The 23,479-nt window shown below is 48.3% G+C and carries 19 protein-coding genes and 3 pseudogenes; 11 read left to right on the top strand and 11 right to left on the bottom strand.

Annotated elements, in window-relative coordinates; translation table 11 throughout:
• Positions 1-32 precede the first annotated feature (32 nt).
• Positions 33-341 (top strand): annotated as a pseudogene (locus HRU73_RS08070) (IS3 family transposase); the annotation flags it as partial.
• Positions 342-518: 177 nt separating this feature from the next.
• Here the strand turns inward: HRU73_RS08070 and HRU73_RS08065 are convergent.
• The 8 genes and pseudogenes from HRU73_RS08065 to adk all read right to left on the bottom strand — a co-directional run bounded on the left by HRU73_RS08065 (position 519) and on the right by adk (position 9,308).
• On the bottom strand, positions 519-2,219 hold the full coding sequence (locus tag HRU73_RS08065) for a lipase family protein (RefSeq protein WP_287398358.1): 1,701 nt from the start codon (positions 2,217-2,219) through the stop codon (positions 519-521).
• A 287-nt stretch (positions 2,220-2,506) separates the two neighbouring features.
• A pseudogene (locus tag HRU73_RS13545) lies at positions 2,507-2,830 on the bottom strand (transposase); the annotation flags it as partial.
• 54 nt (positions 2,831-2,884) lie between these two features.
• A pseudogene (locus tag HRU73_RS13540) lies at positions 2,885-3,115 on the bottom strand (transposase); the annotation flags it as partial.
• A gap of 107 nt (positions 3,116-3,222) precedes the next feature.
• Positions 3,223-3,939, bottom strand: coding sequence for a hypothetical protein (locus HRU73_RS08055; RefSeq protein WP_287398356.1), 717 nt, complete (start codon positions 3,937-3,939; stop codon positions 3,223-3,225).
• An 82-nt stretch (positions 3,940-4,021) separates the two neighbouring features.
• Entirely contained in the window at positions 4,022-4,753 is a 732-nt protein-coding gene (locus HRU73_RS08050; protein ID WP_287398355.1) for a DUF3750 domain-containing protein, read from the bottom strand.
• 372 nt (positions 4,754-5,125) lie between these two features.
• On the bottom strand, positions 5,126-7,183 hold the full coding sequence (locus HRU73_RS08045) for a sodium-translocating pyrophosphatase (RefSeq protein WP_011112471.1): 2,058 nt from the start codon (positions 7,181-7,183) through the stop codon (positions 5,126-5,128).
• A gap of 139 nt (positions 7,184-7,322) precedes the next feature.
• Positions 7,323-8,582: a 6-phosphofructokinase gene (locus HRU73_RS08040; protein WP_011112470.1), complete on the bottom strand. Its 1,260-nt coding sequence runs from the start codon at positions 8,580-8,582 to the stop codon at positions 7,323-7,325.
• A gap of 63 nt (positions 8,583-8,645) precedes the next feature.
• Complete coding sequence (gene adk, locus HRU73_RS08035; protein ID WP_041357249.1) at positions 8,646-9,308, bottom strand: adenylate kinase; 663 nt, start codon at positions 9,306-9,308, stop codon at positions 8,646-8,648.
• A gap of 277 nt (positions 9,309-9,585) precedes the next feature.
• On the opposite strand from adk, the gene recA reads away from it, so the two are divergent.
• From recA to HRU73_RS08000, 7 genes are all read left to right on the top strand, one after another.
• Positions 9,586-10,617 carry a recombinase RecA gene (recA, locus tag HRU73_RS08030; RefSeq protein ID WP_011112468.1) on the top strand — a complete coding sequence of 344 codons (1,032 nt, stop codon included), beginning with the start codon at positions 9,586-9,588 and terminating at the stop codon, positions 10,615-10,617.
• A gap of 2 nt (positions 10,618-10,619) precedes the next feature.
• Entirely contained in the window at positions 10,620-11,060 is a 441-nt protein-coding gene (recX, locus tag HRU73_RS08025; RefSeq protein WP_011112467.1) for a recombination regulator RecX, read from the top strand.
• Between the two features lie 59 nt (positions 11,061-11,119).
• Positions 11,120-13,711, top strand: coding sequence for an alanine--tRNA ligase (gene alaS, locus HRU73_RS08020; protein ID WP_011112466.1), 2,592 nt, complete (start codon positions 11,120-11,122; stop codon positions 13,709-13,711).
• Between the two features lie 143 nt (positions 13,712-13,854).
• Positions 13,855-14,808: a thioredoxin-disulfide reductase gene (gene trxB / locus HRU73_RS08015; RefSeq protein WP_011112465.1), complete on the top strand. Its 954-nt coding sequence runs from the start codon at positions 13,855-13,857 to the stop codon at positions 14,806-14,808.
• A 32-nt stretch (positions 14,809-14,840) separates the two neighbouring features.
• Complete coding sequence (locus HRU73_RS08010; RefSeq protein WP_011112464.1) at positions 14,841-15,407, top strand: Smr/MutS family protein; 567 nt, start codon at positions 14,841-14,843, stop codon at positions 15,405-15,407.
• 336 nt (positions 15,408-15,743) lie between these two features.
• On the top strand, positions 15,744-17,333 hold the full coding sequence (locus HRU73_RS08005; protein WP_050731267.1) for a SulP family inorganic anion transporter: 1,590 nt from the start codon (positions 15,744-15,746) through the stop codon (positions 17,331-17,333).
• A 38-nt stretch (positions 17,334-17,371) separates the two neighbouring features.
• The gene (locus HRU73_RS08000; RefSeq protein WP_011112462.1) at positions 17,372-17,998 is read left to right on the top strand and encodes a carbonic anhydrase family protein; all 627 of its coding nucleotides are present in this window, start codon (positions 17,372-17,374) and stop codon (positions 17,996-17,998) included.
• A gap of 62 nt (positions 17,999-18,060) precedes the next feature.
• Here the strand turns inward: HRU73_RS08000 and HRU73_RS07995 are convergent, their stop codons facing one another.
• From HRU73_RS07995 to HRU73_RS07985, 3 genes are all read right to left on the bottom strand, one after another.
• On the bottom strand, positions 18,061-18,699 hold the full coding sequence (locus HRU73_RS07995; RefSeq protein ID WP_287398352.1) for a protein phosphatase CheZ: 639 nt from the start codon (positions 18,697-18,699) through the stop codon (positions 18,061-18,063).
• 45 nt (positions 18,700-18,744) lie between these two features.
• Entirely contained in the window at positions 18,745-19,140 is a 396-nt protein-coding gene (gene cheY / locus HRU73_RS07990) for a chemotaxis response regulator CheY (RefSeq protein WP_011112460.1), read from the bottom strand.
• Positions 19,141-19,585: 445 nt separating this feature from the next.
• Positions 19,586-20,515 (bottom strand): LysR family transcriptional regulator, encoded by a 930-nt coding sequence (locus HRU73_RS07985; RefSeq protein ID WP_276677362.1) that lies wholly within the window; start codon positions 20,513-20,515, stop codon positions 19,586-19,588.
• 195 nt (positions 20,516-20,710) lie between these two features.
• Between HRU73_RS07985 and HRU73_RS07980 the strand changes: the two genes are divergently transcribed.
• The 3 genes from HRU73_RS07980 to HRU73_RS07970 all read left to right on the top strand — a co-directional run bounded on the left by HRU73_RS07980 (position 20,711) and on the right by HRU73_RS07970 (position 23,475).
• Complete coding sequence (locus HRU73_RS07980; protein ID WP_011112458.1) at positions 20,711-22,132, top strand: form I ribulose bisphosphate carboxylase large subunit; 1,422 nt, start codon at positions 20,711-20,713, stop codon at positions 22,130-22,132.
• A gap of 63 nt (positions 22,133-22,195) precedes the next feature.
• The gene (locus tag HRU73_RS07975) at positions 22,196-22,552 is read left to right on the top strand and encodes a ribulose bisphosphate carboxylase small subunit (protein ID WP_011112457.1); all 357 of its coding nucleotides are present in this window, start codon (positions 22,196-22,198) and stop codon (positions 22,550-22,552) included.
• Positions 22,553-22,671: 119 nt separating this feature from the next.
• Entirely contained in the window at positions 22,672-23,475 is an 804-nt protein-coding gene (locus HRU73_RS07970; protein WP_287398351.1) for a CbbQ/NirQ/NorQ/GpvN family protein, read from the top strand.
• Positions 23,476-23,479 lie beyond the last annotated feature (4 nt).

Raw genomic sequence — 23,479 nt, 5'->3', positions numbered from 1 at the left:
TTAAGATCGAATCATTTTATGTGACGTAGGCTATACATTCAGATTGTGGATCGCAATATGCCAGCAAGCAATATCGGGGTATTCTGAAAATACATGGCTTTATGGGTAGCATGAGCCGCGCCGGTGATTGTTTTGATAATGCTGTGGCAGAAAGCTTCTTCGGTAGTCTTAAACAGGAACGAATACACTGGCGACATTACCCAATCCGTTATGCAGTGCAGCAAGATGTGCTGCAGTATATTTCCATGTTTTATAACAGTCAGCGACTGCATTCATACTTGGGATATCAGAGTCCAAATCAATATGAGGTAGAAACAGAAATATTGAAAAAAATCGCTTAACTAGGGTGTCCGGTTTTACTTGACCAGGTCATTACCTCAATTCGTAGCTGCTTGTACTCTTCGAAATGGAACCGCTCAACATGCTCTTCCATGATTCTCCCACGCTACTGTGACAACTAACGTAAAGCTCAGCCGACGCTTGGAGCGCAATGTTAGCCATGTCTTGCTGACACCGATTCAAAGTTTAGTTAAGGCTAAATAAATTCCGTAAAGATAAAATAGGAATATAAGTGTTTTTTTCCACTGATCTGGCGTCAAACCAGGCAATAGCATTGAGCCGAGCCATAATAAAAACAAAGCCATACCAAGCCAAATCAGAGGAGCAACGCGGCTAGGAAGTGATACCCAAACCGCCTGCTTGCTCTCTATGATTTTGTTAGGAGGATTTACTGGTGTTCCGTAGATTACAAAAGAAGCTATCGCATCCCAGTTATCCTCGTTTAGTGCCGCGCTGTGTGCCCCCTTAACGTACCTGATTTGATTCGGTTTATCTGAGTCAAAACCCCTGTGGCCCGCGCTCCCTAGATCTTGAAAGCCAAGCATCTGTAATGCGTTTGGAAACCATGCTACAACCCAATCCGCCGTGGCCACATAGTTTAAGATGCCTTTGACACGTCCGGTCTTGAGGTGATTAGACCAATCGTAGTCAGTGCGAACTACACTTCCAGCAAATACAACATGCTTAAATCGGCAACACGGGTAGTCTTTCAATGCTTTTGCCAGAAGGTAGGTGCCATGGCTGTGTCCGATATATGAAAAAGTTGCATTCGGATACTGTGCAAGTCCTTCTGCATATTGATCCATTAACCATTCAACCTTAGCTCTACGACGCCATGGAAAGAGAAAAGACAGCATGGGAAAATAGCCATAACTGGATGTCTCTGTTTCGAAAACTCGGTGGTTAACTTTACCAAGTGACTTCACACGTCGTGCAATCTTATGTGTCCAATATCCAAGGTCTCGAATTCCGTGCATCACAAAAATTACATCTGTAACGTCAGTGCGTTTTGTAAGAAGTTCTGTGTCTTGGGGCAGCACGCAATGGTTATCGAGAACTTGCCGATTCGCCGTGAGCGCGAGGATAAACTTTTGCTTTCGTTCTTGGCCTACGGTGCTGGTATCCATATCAATAATGTTTGCATGACCCGATTTTCCTACGTCGATATACACGAAGTCTGCCCCGCTTACCAAATCTATGTTGTCTTCTGGGCCCACGCAATCATCTATGGAGCCAAGTAATTGAATCGTGATAGCGTGACCAGCTCTTGAAGACAAAGTAGCTCTTCTCATAGCGAGCCACTGAATTCGCAAATTCGTGAGGAATGGTGCTCCCCTCCGTATACTAAGAATAAGTGGCCTACGTTTTTTTATCCAAGTAATCACTTCGCCAAGAGCTGCTCCTAAGGTAAAAGTAATCGCTTTCGGAATAGACATGTGATGGGATATAGACCAACCGCGATTCATCCCTGCTAAGAGAATGATACGATCAACCTTTTCTGCCCAATCTCTCTTTATTCTATTGTGAACACCAACTTCAAATGGTGCCTCTGGCGTTTCACCGCATGCATAAATGTAAAGTTTTCTTCCTAATAATGCCCCTAAACTATGGCCAACAATGATAATATTCTCATATTTTTGCTTATCCCAATATGCATCGATCTTGTCCATCAAGTCGCAAACTACGGCAACTGGATTTGCTAGAGAAAACGTTGACGCAGGCAGGTGTGGAGTAAAAATGTCGGCATCGGGCAAAGTTGTTCTAACTATATTACGAACATAAATAAGACTTTCTGGTGAGAGGGTATATGCATGGAGCAAAACCACGAGTCCAACCGATCTCCCAGACTCTTCAAACTCTTGCGTTACTTTGCTTGACATACATTCCCCGATTTTTATCGTAAAACACAGTGCATAAACCGAAATTCAAGAAGCACTTCACATACCTCAAAGCGACGGCTAACGAGGGTGTAGAAAAACTTATATTTGGACTAGCGGTACATCCGGACCTCAAATTCCAGATCCTAAATTTCTGAAATGCCTTGACGAGTGAGAGATCAGGTTTTTCAGAACTATATTCATAGTGCCAACGTATTGTTTATACCTGGCCTGATGCGCGCAGGTATTTGAACAGCGTATTTTGTCTTTGATCCCCTATTTTCATTGGCTTACCCCATAGTGGCAAGTTTCTCAATATTGTGGACCAGACAGTACAGTTTCCATTGTCCGTCTACTTTGCTCCGACCCCGCAGGGTAAATCGATCAAGGCGTTTGTTATTGCGCAGGTTACCGAATACTGGTTCGACCGTCGCGAAGCGGCGGGTGATCATCTGTCGGCCCTGATCAGAATCGACCTTCCGCTTCATCCGGTCAGTATGGGTTTCATAACCGTCGCGTTTGCCTTGGAAAAATGCCACCTGCCGGGTCTTGGTTTTCTCCGGTGTACGTAAACACTGAGTCCAGAGGGTGCAAGGCAGGCAATCCCGCTCGGCAGTCAGGGTAGTGAAATGGGGTTGATTGTCCTCGGCAACCGCTATGAACAATACGTTCTGTCGACACACCGCTTCGATCCGGCGGCTACCAATCAGGCCGCGATTGTAAGCCAGAAAAATGATCTTGAGTAGTACAGCAGGATCGTAAGCGGGAGCTCCTTGCGTATCGTTCCGGTAACGCTCACGTAGACCGCTAAAATCCAATTCATGATCGACGAGATAGCACAGCGCATGTTCGAAACTGCCAGGAATAATCTGCCGGGAGATATCGACAGGTAACAGCATCAGGCCTTTTTGAACTGGTTTGAATCGTGCCATCCTATCGCTCCCGACAATTTTCTCCAGTCCTGATTATTCCAGAAAAACTAACAGGCTCAGGTTTTTCTATATCCTCAACGTCGCAATTCAGCGGCAGCCGGAAGGCTAGAAATAGGCTTCAAGTCCACATGGCCTCTACTCGACCAATACTCGCACCATCTGGCTGCAGAAAAGAGAATATGTGCTTTTGACTCTGGGCTGCCCTCTGGCGTATCGAGCTCACGCACTGCTTCAACGTGTATCACATTATGTTTGGAGGCGTAATCACTCGCGCAAGCTCTCAGCTCTGCGCCTAATGCCGATAAGCCTGGGGCAAGACAGCTTTGATAGCATTTTTCAAGAAGCGCCTTGCCAACGATGTCTTTGCAGTCGACAACTATGCACTGGGAACGAAAGCTGTATAACTCAACATAACCAGCTGGCCCATTGGAGTAATAAGGTATTCCATCGCATGGTGGAGCAAGCGCCACGACATAGTAACCCCTCAGTTCATACAGCAATTCAGCTTCTGTCTTGTCTTTTGGGGGATTCTCTTTGTATCTAGCTTTCGCCCATTCGTCCGCTCTTGCATCAATTCCAACTTGTGGAGCTTGGATTGTGACATAGGGGGCTACTTGTATCTCAAGCCAACGCTTAGTCACCGCATCGCGATCAATACGCTGAAAAAGCTGCTTGAATTTATCACGCCAACTACCGGCGATGGGAGTGTCGCTTAGTAATTTGAAGAGCTTTTCGTATTCTTCTTCGTGCCCGGCTACGGGCTTGCCAATTGGATTCCAGTCGAGCCCCATAGAGAAACCTAACGTAATATATAAGACAGTTTCCGGTTAAAAACAGAATAAATTTAGTTGGTTAGAGAAATTGGCCTGATCTTTATACCGACAGATCAATTTGTCCGATCAAGGGTAATTTGATGGCAAATGGATCCGGCTTGATCCCGAAAGTCAATCCAAGTATGTTGATTTCAAAACCTTCCACATCACTGACAATAATCCCGAACAGACCGAGTACAGATAACTGCCAGCCACTGCCGCTTGGTGCCGTGGCTGTCATGCTGTTTCCCAGATAATCCTTGCCGATGGCTGTTGGTGGCAGATCCAGACCGATTTCCGGCACGGCTCGAGATAACCATGCGGTAAACGTATTCGAATTTGGACCTGGCCAGATCGTATATTCTTTTGAGTAAGGGTAAGTTTGTACTGTCTTGTCAATACGTTTGATCAGTTCATCCACACCTTCTCCTCGCTTTTCCGCAAGCAACATCGGTGCATTACCAAACCAGCGTTTATCTGGCGCCTGTTCATGAATTGCAACAACTGAACCACCCCAGCGGGCATACCATCCAGCGACTTCGTACACTGTAAATGATTCGGCGTGAGAGGGTTTGACAGCAAACCAGGTGTGTACACCAAAAATTCCCCGCCAGCTGTAGGCACGTGCAGCATATACCTGAATGACCGCTTCTGGTGTTTCAGCCGGATCGGGCGCAAGCCCTGTCCGTGCACGACTTGCCGTTCTCCAGTCAGAGCTTCCGAAATTACAGCTCGTTACAATAGCGATAAGCGCAAGAACAATTACATAATTGCCAATATTTTTGACAGACATCGCTCGTCCAAAATAGATTCTGGTGTTGGGTTATTCGCTGGGGCAGGGTAATCGTATACTGCCAAATATCCTCACCCGACCGGGGAAATCCAATATGAGAGCAGCATCATGCAGCATGTTCAGCCAAATACTCAAGCTCATTCTGCGTACCGGCTGTGATGGATTGTCAAGGAGGCTGGGGCAAAATCTTACAGTAGTAAGGAAGGCAGTGAAGCTATGCCTCGTCCTGGATCATAACGGCTACTTGTCCGCTCCGGCATCATTATCGACGGGTAAGGTCGTGGAGGTCAAAGTGGACGAGATAATGGTTGGGTGTGTAAAAAAGCCCACCAAATTTGGCGGGCTTTTTTAGCAATGGCGCCTGATTCCCGGTTACAGCAGCGGGATGATCAGTAACGCTACGATATTGATAATTTTGATTAACGGGTTGATGGCAGGGCCAGCAGTATCTTTGTAGGGATCGCCAACCGTGTCGCCTGTTACGGCAGCCTTATGAGCATCGCTGCCTTTACCGCCGTAGTTGCCATCTTCAATGTATTTCTTTGCATTGTCCCACGCACCACCACCGGCAGTCATGGAGATTGCAATGAACAGGCCTGTGACGATTGAACCCATCAGTACGCCACCCAGAGCTTGCGGACCGAGGAAAACGCCAACCAGCACCGGAATCAATACAGGCAGTAGAGATGGAACGATCATTTCCCGGATTGCAGCTTTGGTGAGCATATCGACTGCACGGGAATAATCAGGTTTGCGGGAGCCGTCCATGATTCCCGGAATTTCCTTGAACTGCCTGCGAACTTCAAGGACAACGGAACCCGCTGCGCGGCCGACTGCTTCCATTGACATTGCACCAAACAGGAAAGGCACCATCCCGCCGATAAACAGCCCGATGATTACCAGATGATTGGATAAATCGAAAGTCATTAATTTGTTGGCATGTTCGAGACCATGGGTATAGTCGGCAAACAGAACCAGGGCAGCCAGGCCGGCTGATCCGATGGCATAACCTTTGGTAACGGCCTTGGTCGTGTTGCCTACTGCATCCAGCGGATCGGTAACGGCACGTACGGATTCAGGCATGCCTGCCATTTCAGCGATACCACCCGCGTTGTCAGTGATTGGGCCATAGGCATCCAGTGCGACGATGATTCCGGTCATGGACAACATGGCGGTGGCAGCGATCGCGATTCCATAAAGACCGGCAAGTGAGTAAGCGACGATGATACTTGCACAGACTGCCAGTACAGGTGCTGCAGTTGCACGCATCCCTACACCGAGACCAGCGATGATATTTGTGGCATGTCCGGTAGTAGAGGCGTTGGCGATATGCTGTACCGGTGGATATTCAGTAGAAGTATAGTATTCGGTGATGACGACCATTAGACCGGTGAGAACCAGGCCGATGGTTGTGCTGGCAAACAGACGCATGATCAGTTCACCTCCACCTACTTCGGTACCATCCAGCGTCAGAGTGGCGCCCCCCATGAACCATACGGTGATAGGCAGGTAGGCGAAGAAAGCAATTCCACCGGCAACTGCCAGTCCGCGATACAGGGCGTTCATGATTTTGCCGCCTTCACGCATTTTGACGAAATAGCAACCGATGATTGAAGCAACGATAGAGGCTGCGCCCAGTGCGAGCGGGTAAACGGCTGCATCACCGGTACCGGTTTTGAACAACAGGGCACCCAGCAGCATGGTGGCAATGATCGTGACCGCGTAGGTTTCGAACAGGTCGGCTGCCATTCCTGCACAGTCACCCACGTTATCACCCACGTTGTCTGCAATGACTGCAGGATTGCGCGGATCATCTTCAGGGATTCCAGCTTCGACCTTACCGACCAGGTCTGCACCAACGTCTGCACCTTTGGTAAAAATGCCGCCACCCAGCCGTGCGAAAATCGAAATCAACGATCCACCAAAGGCAAAGCCGATCAGCGGGTGGATGAGATCACTGATACTGCTGGTTTCATCTGCGCCACTGACGAGCAGTGCGGTATAACCTGCTACACCAAGCAATCCGAGTCCAACGACCAGCATTCCGGTCACGGCGCCGCCACGAAAAGCGATGGCCAATGCTTCATTCAGACCACTGCGTGCGGCTTCGGCTGTCCGTACGTTGGACTGGACTGAAACGTTCATGCCCATGAAACCGGCCAGACCGGAAAGTATTGCACCCAGAGCAAAACCGATGGCTGTGTTCCAGGAAAGTGCCAGGCCGATGATGACGAATAAAACCGTCCCCACCATGCCAATTGTCAGATATTGTCGCTTGAGATAGGCCGACGCACCTTCCTGTACGGCGGCTGCAATTTCCTGCATACGTGAATCACCAGCGGATTGTGCGTAAATACGCCGAATCCACAGGCCACTAAAAATCAGGGCAAGTATCGCGCTGCAGATTGCAATCGTTAAACCGTTTGCCATAAAGAACTCCAGTTAAAATCAGACCACCCTAATATATATACGGAGCCAGGCCTGACGGCCCCGCATCAATCCACAATCAAAACCATGAACAGCCTAAATGCATATTTTATATGCTCTTGCCGTCAAAAAACAAAACAGATTAAATTTTGAACTCAGCCAGCTTTTTAGTTACTGCAACATTTTTCAGCCTGACATAATCAGGTAGTCCGTTTTTATACGGCGGGTAATCTTCTCCTTCGATCAGTGGGCTGAGGTATTCACGACATTTGCCGGTAATGCCGAAACCATCTTCACTGATGAAATCTGCGGGCATCATCTTTTCCACATTTGCCACTTTGGAAAGCTCGACCATACCGGTTTTCCAGGCGTAGGGCGAACTGGAGATACGTTCGATGGTCGGCATGACGGAATTATGTCCGGCAATCGCGTATTCTACTGCTGCTTTACCCATGGCATAGGCTTGCTCCACGTCTGTGCCGGAAGCAATATGCCGCGCAGCACGCTGCAGATAATCAGCGACACCCCAGTGATATTTCAGCCCCAAACCATTTTTGACGATATTCGCAATTACCGGCGCTACTCCGCCTAACTGAGCGTGCCCGAAGGCATCGCGCAATCCCTGATCGGACAGAAATTTGCCATCGGTACCTTTTACGCCCTCTGATACTACAACCGTACAATAGCCGTATTCTTTGACGTAATGATCCGTTTTGGCCAGAAACTTTTCCTGATCAAAAGTAACTTCCGGGAACAGGATAATGATCGGAACCTCGTGATCTTCATTGGAAGCCAGCCCGCCTGCAGCTGCAATCCATCCCGCATGGCGGCCCATTACTTCCAGAATGAATACTTTGGTTGAAGTTTTGGCCATGCTGGCCACATCGAAACTTGCTTCCAGCATGGAAACGGCAATATATTTTGCAACTGAGCCGAATCCCGGGCAACAATCAGTGATGGGCAGATCGTTGTCAACCGTCTTGGGTACATGAATTGCCTGAATCGGATAACCGAGTGTGCCGGCAAGCTGTGAGACTTTCAGGCAGGTATCGGCCGAATCACCACCGCCGTTATAGAAGAAATAACCGATGTCATGGGCCTTGAATACTTCGATCAGACGCTCGTATTCGCGCCGGTTGTCTTCCAGGCTTTTCAGTTTGTAGCGACAGGAGCCAAAAGCACCGGAGGGCGTATGGCGCAGTGCCCGGATTGCTTCAGTGGATTCTGCACTGGTATCGATCAGATCTTCGGTCAGTGCTCCGATGATGCCGTTACGCCCGGCGTAAACTTTCCCGATTTTGTCGGAATGTGCTCGTGCCGTTTCCAGTAAACCTGCTGCTGAAGCATTGATTACAGCAGTTACACCGCCAGATTGAGCATAGAACGCATTTTTTATAGCCATTTTCTACTCCTGGTTGATCAAAACCTGTTTTTCAAGAACCGGGTAATGGTTTCCGCGGCACACTCATTTGGTCTGTTTGAGTGCTGCGATAATATTTTCCTGTATGGCTTCTACATTGCCGGTTCCGGCAATTTTGATGTAACCTGGCGCATTGGGATCACCGCTGTTCGCCCATTCGAAGTAGTATCCAACCAATGGCCGGGTTTGTTCATGATAGACCTGCAGGCGCTTACGCACGGTTTCTTCCCGGTCATCCTCACGTAGAACCAGTGCCTCGCCGGTAACATCATCCCGGTCGGCGACTGCCGGCGGATTGAACTCGATATGATAAATCCGGCCTGATGGCGGATGTACACGACGCCCGGACAAACGCTTTATGATTTCGGCATCGGGCACATCAATTTCGATGACATGATCTATGTGTACGTTGGCCGTCCTGAGTGCATCAGCCTGAGGAATGGTGCGGGGGAAACCATCGAATAGAAAGCCATTGGCACAATCCGGTTCTTCAATTCGCTTGCGTACCAGATCGATGATGATTTCATCTGGCACCAGACCGCCGGATTCCATGATTTTTTTTGCCATCATGCCCAGCTCTGTCCCTGCTTTTACAGCATTACGGAGAATATCGCCGGTAGAAATCTGGGGTATGGAAAAACATTCACGGATAAAACTTGCCTGCGTGCCTTTGCCCGCTCCTGGCGCGCCCAGTAAGATGATACGAATGTTGGCCTCCTTGAGTATTGTCGGGGATGGTGAACATCCCGCAGTGGTGTGTGCCGCGGATAGCCTGTGAAAAGCCGTTGCAAGCAGCCGGGTCAGGCAGATCGGCACCCTTTCCTTTATAGTTTGCTGCCGATTATATCCCAGGCAGGTTGGCAGCTTGAAGTTTTTGGGACTGATCAGAGGTTCTTTAGCGTGCCGGCATAATGGCAGACGTCGGATCACGTTTTTTACAGACCGAATATGCGATAATTTCAGCCTGCTTTTTTCGGGAATAATCATGGACGAAAACAAAAATAAGGCACTTTCAGCAGCGCTTGCCCAGATTGAGAAGCAGTACGGCAAGGGTTCGATCATGCGGCTTGGCGACAGTGATGTGGCAAAAGATATTCAGGTGGTATCCACGGGTTCGCTGGGTCTGGATATTGCACTGGGTGTGGGCGGCCTTCCGCGCGGACGCATCATCGAGATTTACGGACCGGAATCTTCGGGTAAAACTACCCTGACGCTGCAAGCTATAGCCGAAATGCAGAAACTGGGCGGGACGGCGGCTTTTATCGATGCGGAACATGCACTGGATCCGCAGTATGCTCAGAAAATCGGCGTCAATGTTCAGGAATTACTGATTTCCCAGCCGGATAACGGTGAACAGGCACTGGAAATTACCGATATGCTGGTTCGATCCGGATCGGTCGATGTGGTGGTGGTCGACTCAGTGGCAGCGCTGACTCCCCGTGCTGAAATAGAAGGGGAGATGGGTGAGCCGCAGATGGGGCTGCAGGCAAGGCTCATGTCCCAGGCTTTGCGCAAGCTGACGGCCAATATCAAGCGTACCAATACCATGGTGATTTTCATCAACCAGATACGTATGAAGATCGGGGTGATATTTGGTAATCCTGAGACGACCACGGGAGGAAATGCGCTGAAATTTTATGCTTCTGTGCGTCTGGATATCCGCCGTACTGGTTCGATCAAGCGTGGTGAGGAAATGGTCGGGAACGAAACCCGGGTCAAGATCGTTAAAAACAAGGTTGCCCCACCTTTCAAACAGGCAGATTTCGATATTTTGTATGGCGAAGGTATCTCGCGTGAAAGCGAAATCATCGAACTCGGTGTATTGCACAAATTGATCGAGAAAGCGGGGGCCTGGTACTCCTATAATGGCGAAAAGATAGGGCAGGGCAAGGATAATGTGCGTGATTATCTGAAAGAGCACAAGAGTATTGCGCATGAGATCGAGCAGAAAATACGCGCTGCCGTCGGGCTTGCAGAGACAGACAGTCGGGTTGTTCCACCCTCCTCCGGTGAATAAGGATGAGCTTGTATGCGCGTGCACTGGAATGTCTTGCGCGACGGGAGTATTCACGGCACGAGCTGGAAAAGAAATTATCCTGTCACGAGCAGTTGCCCGATGAGCTGAAAAGTGTTCTCGACAGGCTTGAACAGCAAAAACTGCTATCCGATGAAAGAGCAGTCGAGCAAATTCTGCACGCGCGCAGTCGCAAATATGGAAGCAAGCGGATACGTTACGAGCTGCAGATGAAGGGAATTGCCGATCATCTGATTGAAGCTGCTTTGGGAGAGTTTAAGCAGACGGAATTTTCCAGTGCACACGCGCTGTGGTGCAAAAAATTTGGCGTTGCTCCATCCACGCCGGAAGAACGGGGGAAGCAGATCCGTTACCTGGCAGGAAAAGGTTTTTCTTCCGAAGTGATAAGCAAAGTCTTGTCCGATGCCCGTGAAGCAGAGAATTGAATGATGAGGTTTTACAGTGGACAGGTTTGTACCGCATAACGGTTGCACAAGGTGCTGATATGAAAAGTAGTGAAATCAGACAGAAATTTCTTGAGTTTTTTGAGGCGCGGGGCCATGTCATCGTGCCATCCAGCCCGCTGGTGCCAGGGAATGATCCTACTTTGCTGTTTACCAACGCGGGTATGGTGCAGTTCAAGGATGTGTTTCTTGGCCAGGATAAACGCCCCTATGTTCGGGCTGTCAGTTCACAGCGCTGTGTACGAGCCGGTGGTAAGCATAATGACTTGGAAAATGTGGGCTATACCGCGCGGCACCATACTTTTTTCGAGATGTTGGGTAATTTCAGCTTCGGAGATTATTTCAAACGCAAAGCCATTTTGTTTGCCTGGGAGTTTCTGACTGGCTCGCTCGGCATCCCTAGAGAGAAGTTGTGGGCAACTGTGTATGCGGAGGACGATGAAGCAGCGGATATCTGGCTCAACGAAGTAGGGATTGATCCCTCACGGCTGGTTCGCATCGCGACATCGGATAATTTCTGGCAGATGGGAGATACAGGCCCTTGCGGCCCTTGTTCAGAAATTTTTTACGATCACGGGCCTGCTGTGGCGGGTGGGCCGCCCGGATCAGAGAATGCAGAGGGTGACCGTTATATCGAAATCTGGAATCTGGTGTTCATGCAGTACAACCGTGATGCCAGTGGTGAATTGCATCCATTACCTAAACCCTCGGTGGATACCGGTATGGGACTGGAACGTATTGCAGCGGTCATGCAGCAGGTGCATAGTAATTATGAAATCGATCTGTTCCGCAGCCTGATCGAGGCCGCAGCCAGAGTAACGGGTTCCAAGGATCTCTCAAACAACTCGCTTAAGGTCATAGCAGATCATATTCGTGCCTGCGCCTTTCTGATTACCGATGGTGTCATTCCCGGTAATGAAGGTCGGGGTTACGTGTTGCGGCGTATCCTGCGTCGTGCCATTCGTCATGGATATCGGTTGGGGCAGAAGCAGCCATTCTTTTATCTGCTGGTGGATGATCTGGTTGATGTTATGGGACCGGCTTATCCCGAATTGACACGAGCCAGAAAGCATGTAGCCGGCGTTATCAGGCAGGAAGAGGAGCGTTTCGCCGAAACACTGGAAAATGGCATGGAAGTGCTGGAGGCAGCGCTATCCCATGGAAACGAGACGCTCTCAGGGGAAATCGTTTTTCGCCTGTACGATACCTTTGGTTTTCCGGTCGACCTGACAGCAGATATTGCCCGGGAGCGAGGTATCGTGATCGATATGGCCGGGTTTGAGACATGTATGGCGCAACAGCGGGATCGCGCTCGTGCCAGTGGCAAATTCACCATGCAGACAGGCCTTGAATATACCGGACAACCAACCGAGTTTCATGGCTATGCTACGCTGCAGCACGAGGCGCAGATTCTGGCGTTATACAAACAGGGTAGTCGTGTGGATTTTATAGAAGCCGATGACGAAGCCGTGGTCGTACTCGACCAGACTCCTTTTTACGCAGAATCGGGTGGACAGGCGGGTGACAGCGGAGAGTTGCTGTCAGGGAGTGGCACATTTACCGTAAACGATACCCAGAAAATACAAGCCGGGGTATTCGGCCATAATGGAATGCTGAGCAGTGGCCGGATGGCAATAGGTGATCGGGTGATCGCCAGAGTCGATCAGATTGCACGAACCAATACTGCTTACAATCACTCTGCGACGCATTTGCTGCACGCCGCATTGCGCCAGGTATTGGGTAATCATGTCACACAAAAGGGATCACTGGTGGATGCCAGCAGGTTGCGCTTCGACTTTTCGCATAACAGCGCCATGCAAGAGAATGAGATACGTCAGGTTGAAAATCTGGTTAATGCCCAAATACGTAAGAACCATGAAGTTGCGACACAGTTGATGACCTATGATGACGCTGTCAAGCAGGGAGCCATGGCATTGTTCGGTGAAAAATATGGCGATACGGTGCGCGTTGTGGCAATGGGTGATTTTTCAACTGAATTGTGTGGTGGTACGCATGTGAGTTACAGCGGGGATATCGGTTTTTTCAGGATCGTTGCCGAATCCGGTGTGGCGGCGGGGATCCGCCGGATAGAGGCACTGACAGGTGATGCAGCACTGGCTTATACGCAGCAACAGGAACAGCAGCTGCAGCAGGTTGCCGATGCGCTCAAAGCAGCACCGCAGGAAGCAGCGCAGAAGCTTTCCCAGATACTGGACAATATTCGGCAAATGGAGAAGGAGATCGCCACTTTACGATCGAAACTTGCCGGCGTGCAAAGCACTTCCCTGATTGAACAGGCACAGGAAATCAAGGGAATCCGGGTGCTGGCGACAACGTTGGAAAACGTCAATGTCAAAACGCTGCGGGAAACACTGGATAATTTCAAGAATCGGTTGAAATCCTGTGTTGTCGTACTCGGGACGATCGAGAAGGATAAAGTGACACTCATTGCCGGTGTGACGGATGATCTGACAGTAAAACTCAAGGCCGGTGATCTGATCAACTTCGTTGCGCAACAAGTGGGCGGAAAAGGTGGTGGGCGTGCTGATATGGCGCAGGCAGGCGGTACGTTACCGGAGAAGCTGCCACAGGCTTTGGCCAGTGTGCCGAGCTGGGTGGAACAAAATCTTTGATCCGTACAGGACGTTTTAAGAAAAATGATGGCAACAGCCGACAGTTTTCCAGGCTGAAGTGTGATTTTTAAAGCTGGCAGGGCTGTAGAGTACTGTCGGCACCAGCCATTTCTGAGAATTTATTCTGATAACTTTATTCAATCATGACGACAACCAGACATTGCAAACTACTTATTCTCGGATCCGGCCCTGCCGGCTATACAGCAGCTATTTATGCGGCGCGTGCCAATCTCAACCCGGTGCTGATTACCGGGATGGCGCAAGGCGGGCAGCTCACGACGACGACCGATGTGGATAACTGGCCGGCTGATGTTGCAGGTGTGCAGGGGCCGGAGCTGATGGAGCGTTTCCTGAAGCATGCCGAGCGTTTTCAGACCGAGGTCATATTCGATCACATTCATACTGCCAATCTGTCAGAGAAACCGTTTGAGCTGATTGGTGATCAGGGGACCTATACCTGTGACGCTCTGATCATTGCAACCGGTGCTTCTGCAAAATATCTCGGGCTACCCTCTGAAGAAGCATTTATGGGGAAAGGTGTTTCAGCCTGTGCGACATGTGATGGTTTCTTCTATAAAAATCAGGATGTTGCAGTGATTGGTGGAGGTAATACTGCGGTGGAGGAAGCGTTGTATCTCTCCAATATTGCCCGTAAGGTGACGGTGGTGCATCGGCGCGATAAATTCCGTTCGGAAAAAATCATGATCGATAAGCTGATGGGAAAGGTGAAAAGCGGCAAGATCGAGTTGGCACTGGATCATGTTCTGGAAGAAGTAAAAGGTGATGACAGCGGTGTCACCGGAATCCGTATCCGCCATGTTCGCGACGATACGGCACGTGATCTGGAGTTACAGGGTGTGTTCATTGCCATTGGACATCACCCCAATACTGATCTGTTTCAGGGGCAGCTGGAAATGAAAAACGGCTACATTATTACGCAAGGCGGTAATGAGGGGAATGCAACGGCGACCAGTATTCCTGGCATATTTGCAGCCGGCGATGTACAGGATCATATTTACCGTCAGGCAATCACCAGCGCGGGCAGCGGCTGTATGGCTGCTCTGGATGCAGAGCGATATCTGGAAAAATCTGCCTGAATACAATAAGTTTCTCGTTTGCATGCGTACAGATGGGGTCGGACGATAAATCTTCATCTGAAGAAGTTGCTGGTGATGAAGATGCCGCTTTGTTCCGCGAGGCTATGCGGGATGTCAGGCCACTTACCCGGACGAAGAAAATCATCCGTGCGCATTCTAAACATCAAGCGCTTCCGCAACCTGGTGCGTCAGACTTGCCGGATATTCAGGATGTTCTTGCTGATGACGGCTGGCAATGGGATATGGCGGAAAGTGAAGAATGGTCGTTTGCTCGTCCGGGTTTGCAGCGGTATACCTTGCGGAAACTGCGACGCGGTAACTGGCCTGTGCAGGATGAACTCGATCTGCACGGCCTGAACCGGGATGAAGCGCGCCGGATACTGGTGATATTTCTGAATCAAGGTGTCCTGCGGGGATTGCGTTGTGTGCGTGTCATCCACGGCAGAGGACTCAGTTCAAGAAACCGCAAACCGGTACTAAAAATTCTGACGGGGAACTGGCTTATGCAACACGGCGATGTGCTCGCTTTTTGTCAGGCATTGCCTGAGCAGGGGGGAAGTGGTGCTGTGCTGGTTCTTCTGAGAAATGCCGATAAATAAGCCATTGTTGCGCATATTTGCTGATTTTAGTGGCCATATACTGAGTACTGAGAAATTTGCCTGATTAATTGATTGAATATCAATGTGATGCCGAGAGATAGAGTAATACCGAATTAACATGATTTTTGTTTATGCTATACCTAATAGGTATAAGAAGGAAGGGCAGATTGTTATAAGGTAAAAATAGACATTCAGTTTGATAGGGCCCGAGTAGTATCCGGGGCCGGATTTTTCCAGATTTTTCACTTGTTTTTATAAGTGATTTCGATTTAAACCGCCAAAAATACTACTTATCACCCACTCAGAATGATGAAACTAGGTAACTTACAAAACCATATGATCCTGCGGGATTTGTATGCCAGTATCGTTGTCTTTTTCGTAGCTTTGCCACTTTGCCTGGGTATAGCCATGGCATCGGGTGCTCCGCTTTTCTCCGGGATTATTGCTGGAATAGTAGGCGGTATCATCGTAGGCATGGCCAGCGGTTCGCAGTTAGGCGTAAGTGGGCCGGCTGCCGGTCTGGCTGTTATCGTCCTCAATGCCATTGCTACGTTAGGTTCGTGGGAAGCATTTCTGCTTTCAGTCATGCTTGCAGGCGTTCTTCAGATAGGCATGGGTTATCTGCGTTTGGGGGCCATTGCCTATTATTTTCCTGTTTCTGTGATCAAGGGGATGCTGAGCGGGATAGGGCTAGTCATCATACTCAAGCAAATTCCTCATGCTCTTGGCTACGATAGGGATTTCGAAGGTGATCTTGCTTTTTTCTCACCTGATGGTGAAAGTACATTGGGATATCTGGTAGACACCCTGTATGACGTTTCACCTGCAGCAATTCTGGTTACTGTGATCTCGATGTCGATACTGCTGCTTTGGGAAATGGTGTTATACAAGAAATACCGTATTTTCCAGATATTGCAGGGGCCGCTGGTAGTCGTCGCAATTGGTATTCTGCTGAGCTATCTTTTCGATGAGTACATTGAGAGTTTGAATTTTGAAACCGATGATCTGGTTAATCTTCCGGTAGCTTTGTCGATACAGGATTTTGCCGGTCAGTTTACCTTTCCGGATTTTTCGCATCTGGCCAATCCGGAAATTTATTTTATTGCCTTGGTCATCGCGGTTATTGCCAGCCTGGAAACGTTGTTGTGTGTGGAAGCAACTGACAAGCTCGATCCACTCAAAAGAGTTACTTCGACCAATCGAGAACTGGTTGCGCAAGGTTTGGGTAATACCGTATCGGGATTGATCGGTGGCCTGCCTGTTACCCAGGTTATCGTCAGAAGCTCTGCAAATATCACTTTTGGGGGACGTACGAAGTTATCGGCCATTTTTCATGGTGTGTTACTGCTTATCTGTGTCATTGTCATCCCCGGTGTCCTTAACATGATTCCGCTGGCTTCACTGGCGTGTATTTTGTTCGTAGTAGGTTATAACCTTGCGAAGCCTTCATTGTTCAAAGCGATGTATGAGTTGGGTTGGACACAGTTTGCTCCCTTCATCGCAACGGTGATTGGCATTCTGCTGACAGATTTGCTGAAGGGGATCGGTATCGGAATGGTAGTAGCCATTTTCTTTATACTCAGATCAAATTTGAAAACTGATTACGAACTTTTTCACGAGAAAAATGATGGGGTGAAAAAGATCAGGCTGGTACTGGCAGAGGATGTTTCATTCCTTAACAAGGGCAGTATCGGTAAAGCACTCAAGGAGTTCGAACCGGATTCATGGGTCATTATTGATGGCAGCGAATCCAAGTATATCGATCACGATATTATCGAGATCATCAGGGATTTCACTGTCAATGCTCATATACGTGATATCAATGTTGAAGTTATCGGTATACCTACTTTGGAAACAAAGAGCAGGTATCAGCGCATCATGGAAACCCGGTACGGGCGGCCTGATTCTCCTGCTGTAAAGAGCTAAAGAAGTTTTTTCTATCACCCTTCAATTAACAGATCAATATGAGAACGCTTACCAGGGAAATGCAGGCACATTTGTCGCCTGAGCAGGCGATACAGCTGTTGAAAGATGGTAATCAGCGTTTTGTGAGCAATCTGAAGCTGAACCGGAACTTGCTGCAGCAGGTGAATGAAACATCCGAAGGGCAATTTCCGTTTGCTGTGATTCTGAGCTGTATCGATTCTCGTACTTCGGCTGAGTTGATATTTGACCAGGGATTGGGAGATATTTTCAGTTGCAGGATAGCAGGTAATATTCTGAATGAAGATATCCTGGGAAGTATGGAGTTTGCCTGTCATATCGCAGGTTCAAAGGTCATCGTGATACTGGGTCATACCAAGTGCGGTGCAGTCCAGGGAGTGTGTCACGGTATTAAACTGGGTAATCTGACTGCTTTGCTGGATAAGCTGCAACCGGTTGTGGATGCAGAATTATCTGGAAAAAATATTTCTGATATTTCAGATCCCGAGTTTATGGAGAATGTCGCGCGCTTGAATGTGCATTATGTAATAAATGAAATTCCTAAACGGAGTCAGGTGATTGCAGAGATGCTCGGCAATGGTAAGGTTGCTCTGGTAGGTGGCATGTATGATGTGGATACGGGGATAGTTACGTTTTACGATAAATAAAAGTTTTTGCTATAACGTTATTTATATATGCTGGCTGGCAGTTTCTACCGTCAGACCATTTTTCAGAGACCCAGTTTGGTCATCAGATTATCAGCCTGAGCTTGGTTGACATATACGTCATCCTGCTTTTGTGGATTGACGACTGGCCCGTTCAGTAAACCATTATCCAATTTAATCTCCTTTTCTTCGTTAGCTGAATCGTTTGCCAGTAGTTGCAGCATTTCTTGTTCAACTGTTTCAATCGTTCGGGAAATGTTCTGAATGACTTGGCCGGTCAGATCATGAAAGTTCTGTGCAATCATGATTTCCGTGAGGCAGGCTTGAGTAGAGGCTGCCTGACTGGAGACATTGTTCAGGAAATCGAGTGTTTGCTTGAGCGCATTATTCAGGGTCGGCTGATTGGCAATAATGGCTGCTGTCGTCTCTGGTATCTGGCACCATAATTTATGTAAATTAGCAGCATCTGCTGACAGGTTATTCAGGATGGGCCTGGCGTTTTCTACTGCTAGCAGAGAACATTCGGCAGCTTGTGTCGTTTTGCTGGCGATATAGTTCAACCCATCCTTACTGTTGGATATTCCATGGCTTGCCTGTCGCAAGCGCCAGTCATAGCCAAGCTCAGACAGGCAATTGTGCAACACCCGGGCAAGTTGTCCCGGGTGGTCGATGGTTTTTTTGTCAGTATCAAAGCTGTTATTCATTTTTAGTGGCCGATACTTGTTAGTTGGTTGAAAAGAGAGCGCAGCTTACGCGTGCACTGCCATATTCTGGAGAATTTTGTTCAGTTTCTCATCCAGGGTAGCCGCTGTAAAAGGCTTTACGATATATCCGCTTGCTCCGGCCTGGGCAGCAGCAATGATGTTTTCCTTTTTTGCCTCAGCGGTAACCATCAATACGGGTATATCTTTCAATGCATCATCTGCCCGGACGTTTTGTAGCATGGTCAGCCCGTCCATATTCGGCATATTCCAGTCGGAAACCACGAAATCAAAACCACCATCACGCAATTTTTTCAATGCCATGGCGCCATCTTCTGCTTCTTCGACATTGTTGAAACCAAGCTCTTTGAGCAGGTTGCGAATAATTCTGCGCATGGTTGAAAAATCGTCTACTACCAGAAATCTGAGATTTTTATCTGTCATTGCTTCATCTCCTTAAATATAGTTTTATCGTGTGCTCAAGTGTTCATGGCTGCTTTTTCTGTGAGGAGATCATGTTCCCTGCCAAGGCAAGAACACTCCCTTCACAAATCAAATATCAAACTTGCCTTTACCCGCGCTACTTGCTGAATCCAGAATCCGGCTTTGCAGTAAACGGTTTGCCAGATAGAAACTTGAGCGAATTTTTGATTATGTTGTCACGGCATTTTTGATTGGACAGTTGTTTTCCGCACAGACTGATTCCAACCGTCGATATCTAATATCTGTCAGTTGTGTGATCTGCGAGGCAGGATGACCGTATTCAGAGTGTTGCGTGCAGGGATGCATCCGGGGGGCTGGATATGTTGCAAGGTTAAGCAGCTGGAAGTCCTGGCTTGTTCATTTGATGAGAAATACTGCGGTTCGGGGGTTAATCGGTTTGTCTGGGTCATGTGGTATTGCGGTGCGGGTATTCGAGTGCTACGAGATCAGCCGCTTCATTCAGCAAAAATTGTTTGAACACACTGGAAATATTGGAGAGGCGTTTGTTCTTCTGGTGGACGACATTCCAGTACCGCATGATTGGAAGCCCCTGAATATCAAGAATCTTTAAGCGTCCGGCCTCAAGCTCCAATCTGATGGTATGGAGTGACATGATTCCCAGCCCCATTCCGGCTTGTATGGCTTGTTTGATGGCTTCTGCAGTATCTGCTTCCATTCCTTTCTGGATACTGATTTTTTCGTGAGCAAAGAATCGCTCCATCGCGTTTCTCGTGCCGGAACCGGGTTCCCTGACTAGAAAAATTTCCTGCTCCAGTCGTTTGACCGGAATTTGTTTCTGGCCACAGAGAGGGTGTTCAGGGGGGGCGATGATGACCAGTGGATTTTCCATGAATGACTCGGAAGTAATATCCAGCCCCTCGGGTGGCTGACCCATAATTGCCAGATCCATGATATTGTCCGACAGCTGCTTGAGTACATTCTCGCGATTGGAAACATGCAGGCTAATGGTAATACCAGGGTAGCGTTGGCAAAATCTGGCCAGCAGGTTTGGCACGAAATAGTTGGCGGTACTAACCACCGAAATGCTCAATTTTCCTCGTTCTAGCCCCTTCAGCTCATCGAGTGCCAGTTCCATATCGGCCAGTTGTCGCGTAATACCCCGGCTGTAATGAAAAAGTTCCTTGCCGGCTTCGGTCAGATGGACGCGTTTGCCTATTTGTTCAAACAGGGGCAGTGCAACCATTTCTTCGAGCCGCTTGATCTGGATGGAAACTGCCGGCTGAGTCAAATGAAGTTCTTCTGCAGCATGTGTGAAATTGAGGAGACGTGCTACTGATTCGAAGATCTTCAGCTGATGTAAGGTGATATGCAGCATAGTGAGTCGATACGTAATCAGATATATATGGGTATATATAAACTACATTATATAGTAACTATTATAATTATTAATTTTAACTTATGATTTTTGTCGTGATATAGTTGTTTCCGTAGTTTAGATTGATTTTTTAACGCTGTATGCCTGCCTTGGTTTCTGGTGATAAGGTGGGAATTTAACAAGGAGATTACGTAAATGTCAGCAAAGACTTATAACGCTGGTGTTAAAGAATACCGGCACACCTACTGGGAACCCCATTACAACGTTCAAGATACGGATATTCTGGCTTGCTTCAAAATCGTACCGCAACCTGGTGTGGATCGTGAGGAAGCAGCAGCTGCTGTAGCGGCAGAATCCTCAACCGGAACCTGGACTACGGTTTGGACCGATCTGCTGACAGATCTGGATTATTACAAAGGCCGTTCGTATCGCATTGAGGATGTTCCTGGTGATGACAGTAGTTTTTATGCATTCATTGCTTATCCAATCGATCTGTTTGAAGAAGGATCAGTGGTTAACGTACTGACTTCCCTGACTGGTAATGTGTTTGGATTCAAGGCTGTCAGATCGTTACGTCTGGAAGACGTTCGCTTCCCGATAGCTTATGTGAAAACCTGTGGTGGTCCACCTAATGGTATTCAGGTTGAACGCGATATTCTCAACAAGTATGGTCGCGCTTATCTGGGATGCACCATCAAACCGAAACTGGGTTTGTCCGCCAAGAACTATGGCCGTGCCGTATATGAATGTCTGCGTGGTGGTCTTGACTTCACAAAAGATGATGAAAACGTCAACAGCCAACCATTCATGAGATGGCGTCAGCGTTTTGACTTTGTCATGGAAGCAATCCATAAGGCAGAACGTGAAACCGGTGAGCGTAAAGGTCATTATCTGAACGTAACTGCACCGACTCCGGAAGAAATGTTTAAACGTGCTGAATATGCCAAAGAGCTCAAAGCGCCTATCATCATGCATGACTATATTGCGGGTGGATTTTGTGCCAATACTGGCTTGGCTAACTGGTGTCGAGATAACGGCATTCTGTTGCACATTCACCGTGCAATGCACGCGGTAATCGACCGTAATCCTCATCATGGTATCCATTTCCGTGTTCTCGCAAAAATGTTGCGTCTGTCTGGTGGTGACCACCTCCACTCAGGTACCGTGGTCGGTAAGTTGGAAGGGGATCGTGAAGCAACACTGGGCTGGATTGATATCATGCGTGACAGCTTCATCAAGGAAGATCGCTCACGTGGCATCATGTTTGACCAGGATTGGGGCTCCATGCCGGGCGTCGTACCTGTCGCTTCTGGTGGTATTCATGTCTGGCACATGCCTGCACTGGTAACCATTTTTGGTGATGATGCCTGTCTGCAATTTGGTGGCGGTACTTTAGGTCACCCATGGGGTAACGCTGCTGGTGCTGCTGCTAATCGTGTGGCACTGGAAGCTTGTGTGGAAGCACGCAACCGTGGTGTACCAATCGAGAAAGAAGGAAAAGCCATCCTGACAGAGGCTGCAAAACACAGCCCCGAACTCAAGATTGCCATGGAAACATGGAAAGAAATCAAATTTGAGTTTGATACTGTAGATAAACTGGATGTAGCTCACAAGTAAAACCAACGACCTCCTCGTGTGTAAATACATCGAGGGGGATAATTACCTATATGGAGTTAATGCATGTCAGAAGTAATTGATTACAAAAGTCGTTTGAGTGATCCGGGCAGCCGTAAGTTTGAAACGTTTTCCTATCTGCCATCCCTGGACCAGGATCAGATCAGAAAACAGGTTGAATATATAGTGAAAAAAGGTTGGAATCCGGCTGTTGAGCACACTGAACCGGAGTTTCTGATGAGTAATTACTGGTATATGTGGAAGTTGCCAATGTTCGGGGAAACTGATGTAGATCGTATCCTTGCCGAAGCTGAGGCTTGCCATAAGGCCAATCCCAACAATCATGTGCGCTTGATAGGTTATAACAATTTTAACCAGAGTCAGGGAACCGCAATGGTGATTTACCGCGGAAAAACAGTCTGATAATCAATCTGAGTACGCAGTAAGGGATTTTTTGGATAACAAACCCCCCGTTGCTGCAAGGTGGCGGGGGGTTTACTTTGCCTAATAACTAAATAAATCGTACTTTAGCGGGAGAAAAAATGAGCGATGTTATCGAGCAGTATTTCGTTAAGAATGAGCCATATTACCGTCCGGTTGCGGATGAGGTGAAACTGTACGAAGCAGCCTATTCTGTTCGTATGCCCATGATGCTGAAAGGCCCTACCGGATGCGGAAAAACTCGCTTTGTCGAGTACATGGCATGGAAACTGGGCAAACCATTGATTACCGTAGCATGCAACGAAGATATGACGGCTTCTGATCTGGTCGGTCGGTTTCTGCTTGATGCGCAAGGCACCCGCTGGCAGGATGGCCCACTGACCACCGCTGCGCGTCATGGCGCAATCTGTTATCTGGATGAGGTGGTCGAAGCGCGGCAGGATACAACCGTGGTGATTCACCCGCTGACGGATAATCGCAGAGTTCTGCCGCTGGAAAAGAAAGGGGAACTGGTTGGCGCGCACCCCGATTTTCAACTGGTGATTTCATACAATCCGGGTTATCAGAGCCTGATGAAAGATCTGAAGCAGTCCACCAAGCAGCGTTTTGGTGCACTGGACTTCAACTATCCTCAGCATGATATTGAAACCGAGATCGTTTCGCATGAGACGGGGATAGACTCGGCAATCGCTGACAAACTGGTTTCCATTGCAGAGCGGGCACGTAATCTTAAAGGTCATGGGCTGGATGAAGGAATTTCAACACGTATGCTGATCTATGCCGGTAACCTGATCGCCAAAGGTGTAGATGTTCATGCAGCTTGTCGTATGGCGCTGGTTCGTCCGATTACTGACGATCCGGATATGCGTGATGCACTCGATGCTGCAGTAACGACTTTTTTCTGAGAAT

The sequence above is a fragment of the Nitrosomonas sp. H1_AOB3 genome (genome assembly GCF_015709435.1).
Classification (GTDB): domain Bacteria; phylum Pseudomonadota; class Gammaproteobacteria; order Burkholderiales; family Nitrosomonadaceae; genus Nitrosomonas; species Nitrosomonas europaea.
This window is presented reverse-complemented; position numbering and strand designations above follow the sequence as displayed.

Excerpts from the sequence above, each read along its gene's own strand:
- HRU73_RS08065 (WP_287398358.1), bottom strand. The coding sequence starts at position 2,219 with ATGTCAAGCAAAGTAACGCAAGAGTTTGAAGAGTCTGGGAGATCGGTT.
- HRU73_RS08055 (WP_287398356.1), bottom strand. The coding sequence starts at position 3,939 with ATGGGGCTCGACTGGAATCCAATTGGCAAGCCCGTAGCCGGGCACGAA.
- HRU73_RS08050 (WP_287398355.1), bottom strand. The coding sequence starts at position 4,753 with ATGTCTGTCAAAAATATTGGCAATTATGTAATTGTTCTTGCGCTTATC.
- HRU73_RS08045 (WP_011112471.1), bottom strand. The coding sequence starts at position 7,183 with ATGGCAAACGGTTTAACGATTGCAATCTGCAGCGCGATACTTGCCCTG.
- HRU73_RS08040 (WP_011112470.1), bottom strand. The coding sequence starts at position 8,582 with ATGGCTATAAAAAATGCGTTCTATGCTCAATCTGGCGGTGTAACTGCT.
- recA (WP_011112468.1), top strand. The coding sequence starts at position 9,586 with ATGGACGAAAACAAAAATAAGGCACTTTCAGCAGCGCTTGCCCAGATT.
- recX (WP_011112467.1), top strand. The coding sequence starts at position 10,620 with ATGAGCTTGTATGCGCGTGCACTGGAATGTCTTGCGCGACGGGAGTAT.
- alaS (WP_011112466.1), top strand. The coding sequence starts at position 11,120 with ATGAAAAGTAGTGAAATCAGACAGAAATTTCTTGAGTTTTTTGAGGCG.
- trxB (WP_011112465.1), top strand. The coding sequence starts at position 13,855 with ATGACGACAACCAGACATTGCAAACTACTTATTCTCGGATCCGGCCCT.
- HRU73_RS08010 (WP_011112464.1), top strand. The coding sequence starts at position 14,841 with ATGGGGTCGGACGATAAATCTTCATCTGAAGAAGTTGCTGGTGATGAA.
- HRU73_RS08005 (WP_050731267.1), top strand. The coding sequence starts at position 15,744 with ATGATCCTGCGGGATTTGTATGCCAGTATCGTTGTCTTTTTCGTAGCT.
- HRU73_RS08000 (WP_011112462.1), top strand. The coding sequence starts at position 17,372 with ATGAGAACGCTTACCAGGGAAATGCAGGCACATTTGTCGCCTGAGCAG.
- HRU73_RS07995 (WP_287398352.1), bottom strand. The coding sequence starts at position 18,699 with ATGAATAACAGCTTTGATACTGACAAAAAAACCATCGACCACCCGGGA.
- cheY (WP_011112460.1), bottom strand. The coding sequence starts at position 19,140 with ATGACAGATAAAAATCTCAGATTTCTGGTAGTAGACGATTTTTCAACC.
- HRU73_RS07985 (WP_276677362.1), bottom strand. The coding sequence starts at position 20,515 with ATGCTGCATATCACCTTACATCAGCTGAAGATCTTCGAATCAGTAGCA.
- HRU73_RS07980 (WP_011112458.1), top strand. The coding sequence starts at position 20,711 with ATGTCAGCAAAGACTTATAACGCTGGTGTTAAAGAATACCGGCACACC.
- HRU73_RS07975 (WP_011112457.1), top strand. The coding sequence starts at position 22,196 with ATGTCAGAAGTAATTGATTACAAAAGTCGTTTGAGTGATCCGGGCAGC.
- HRU73_RS07970 (WP_287398351.1), top strand. The coding sequence starts at position 22,672 with ATGAGCGATGTTATCGAGCAGTATTTCGTTAAGAATGAGCCATATTAC.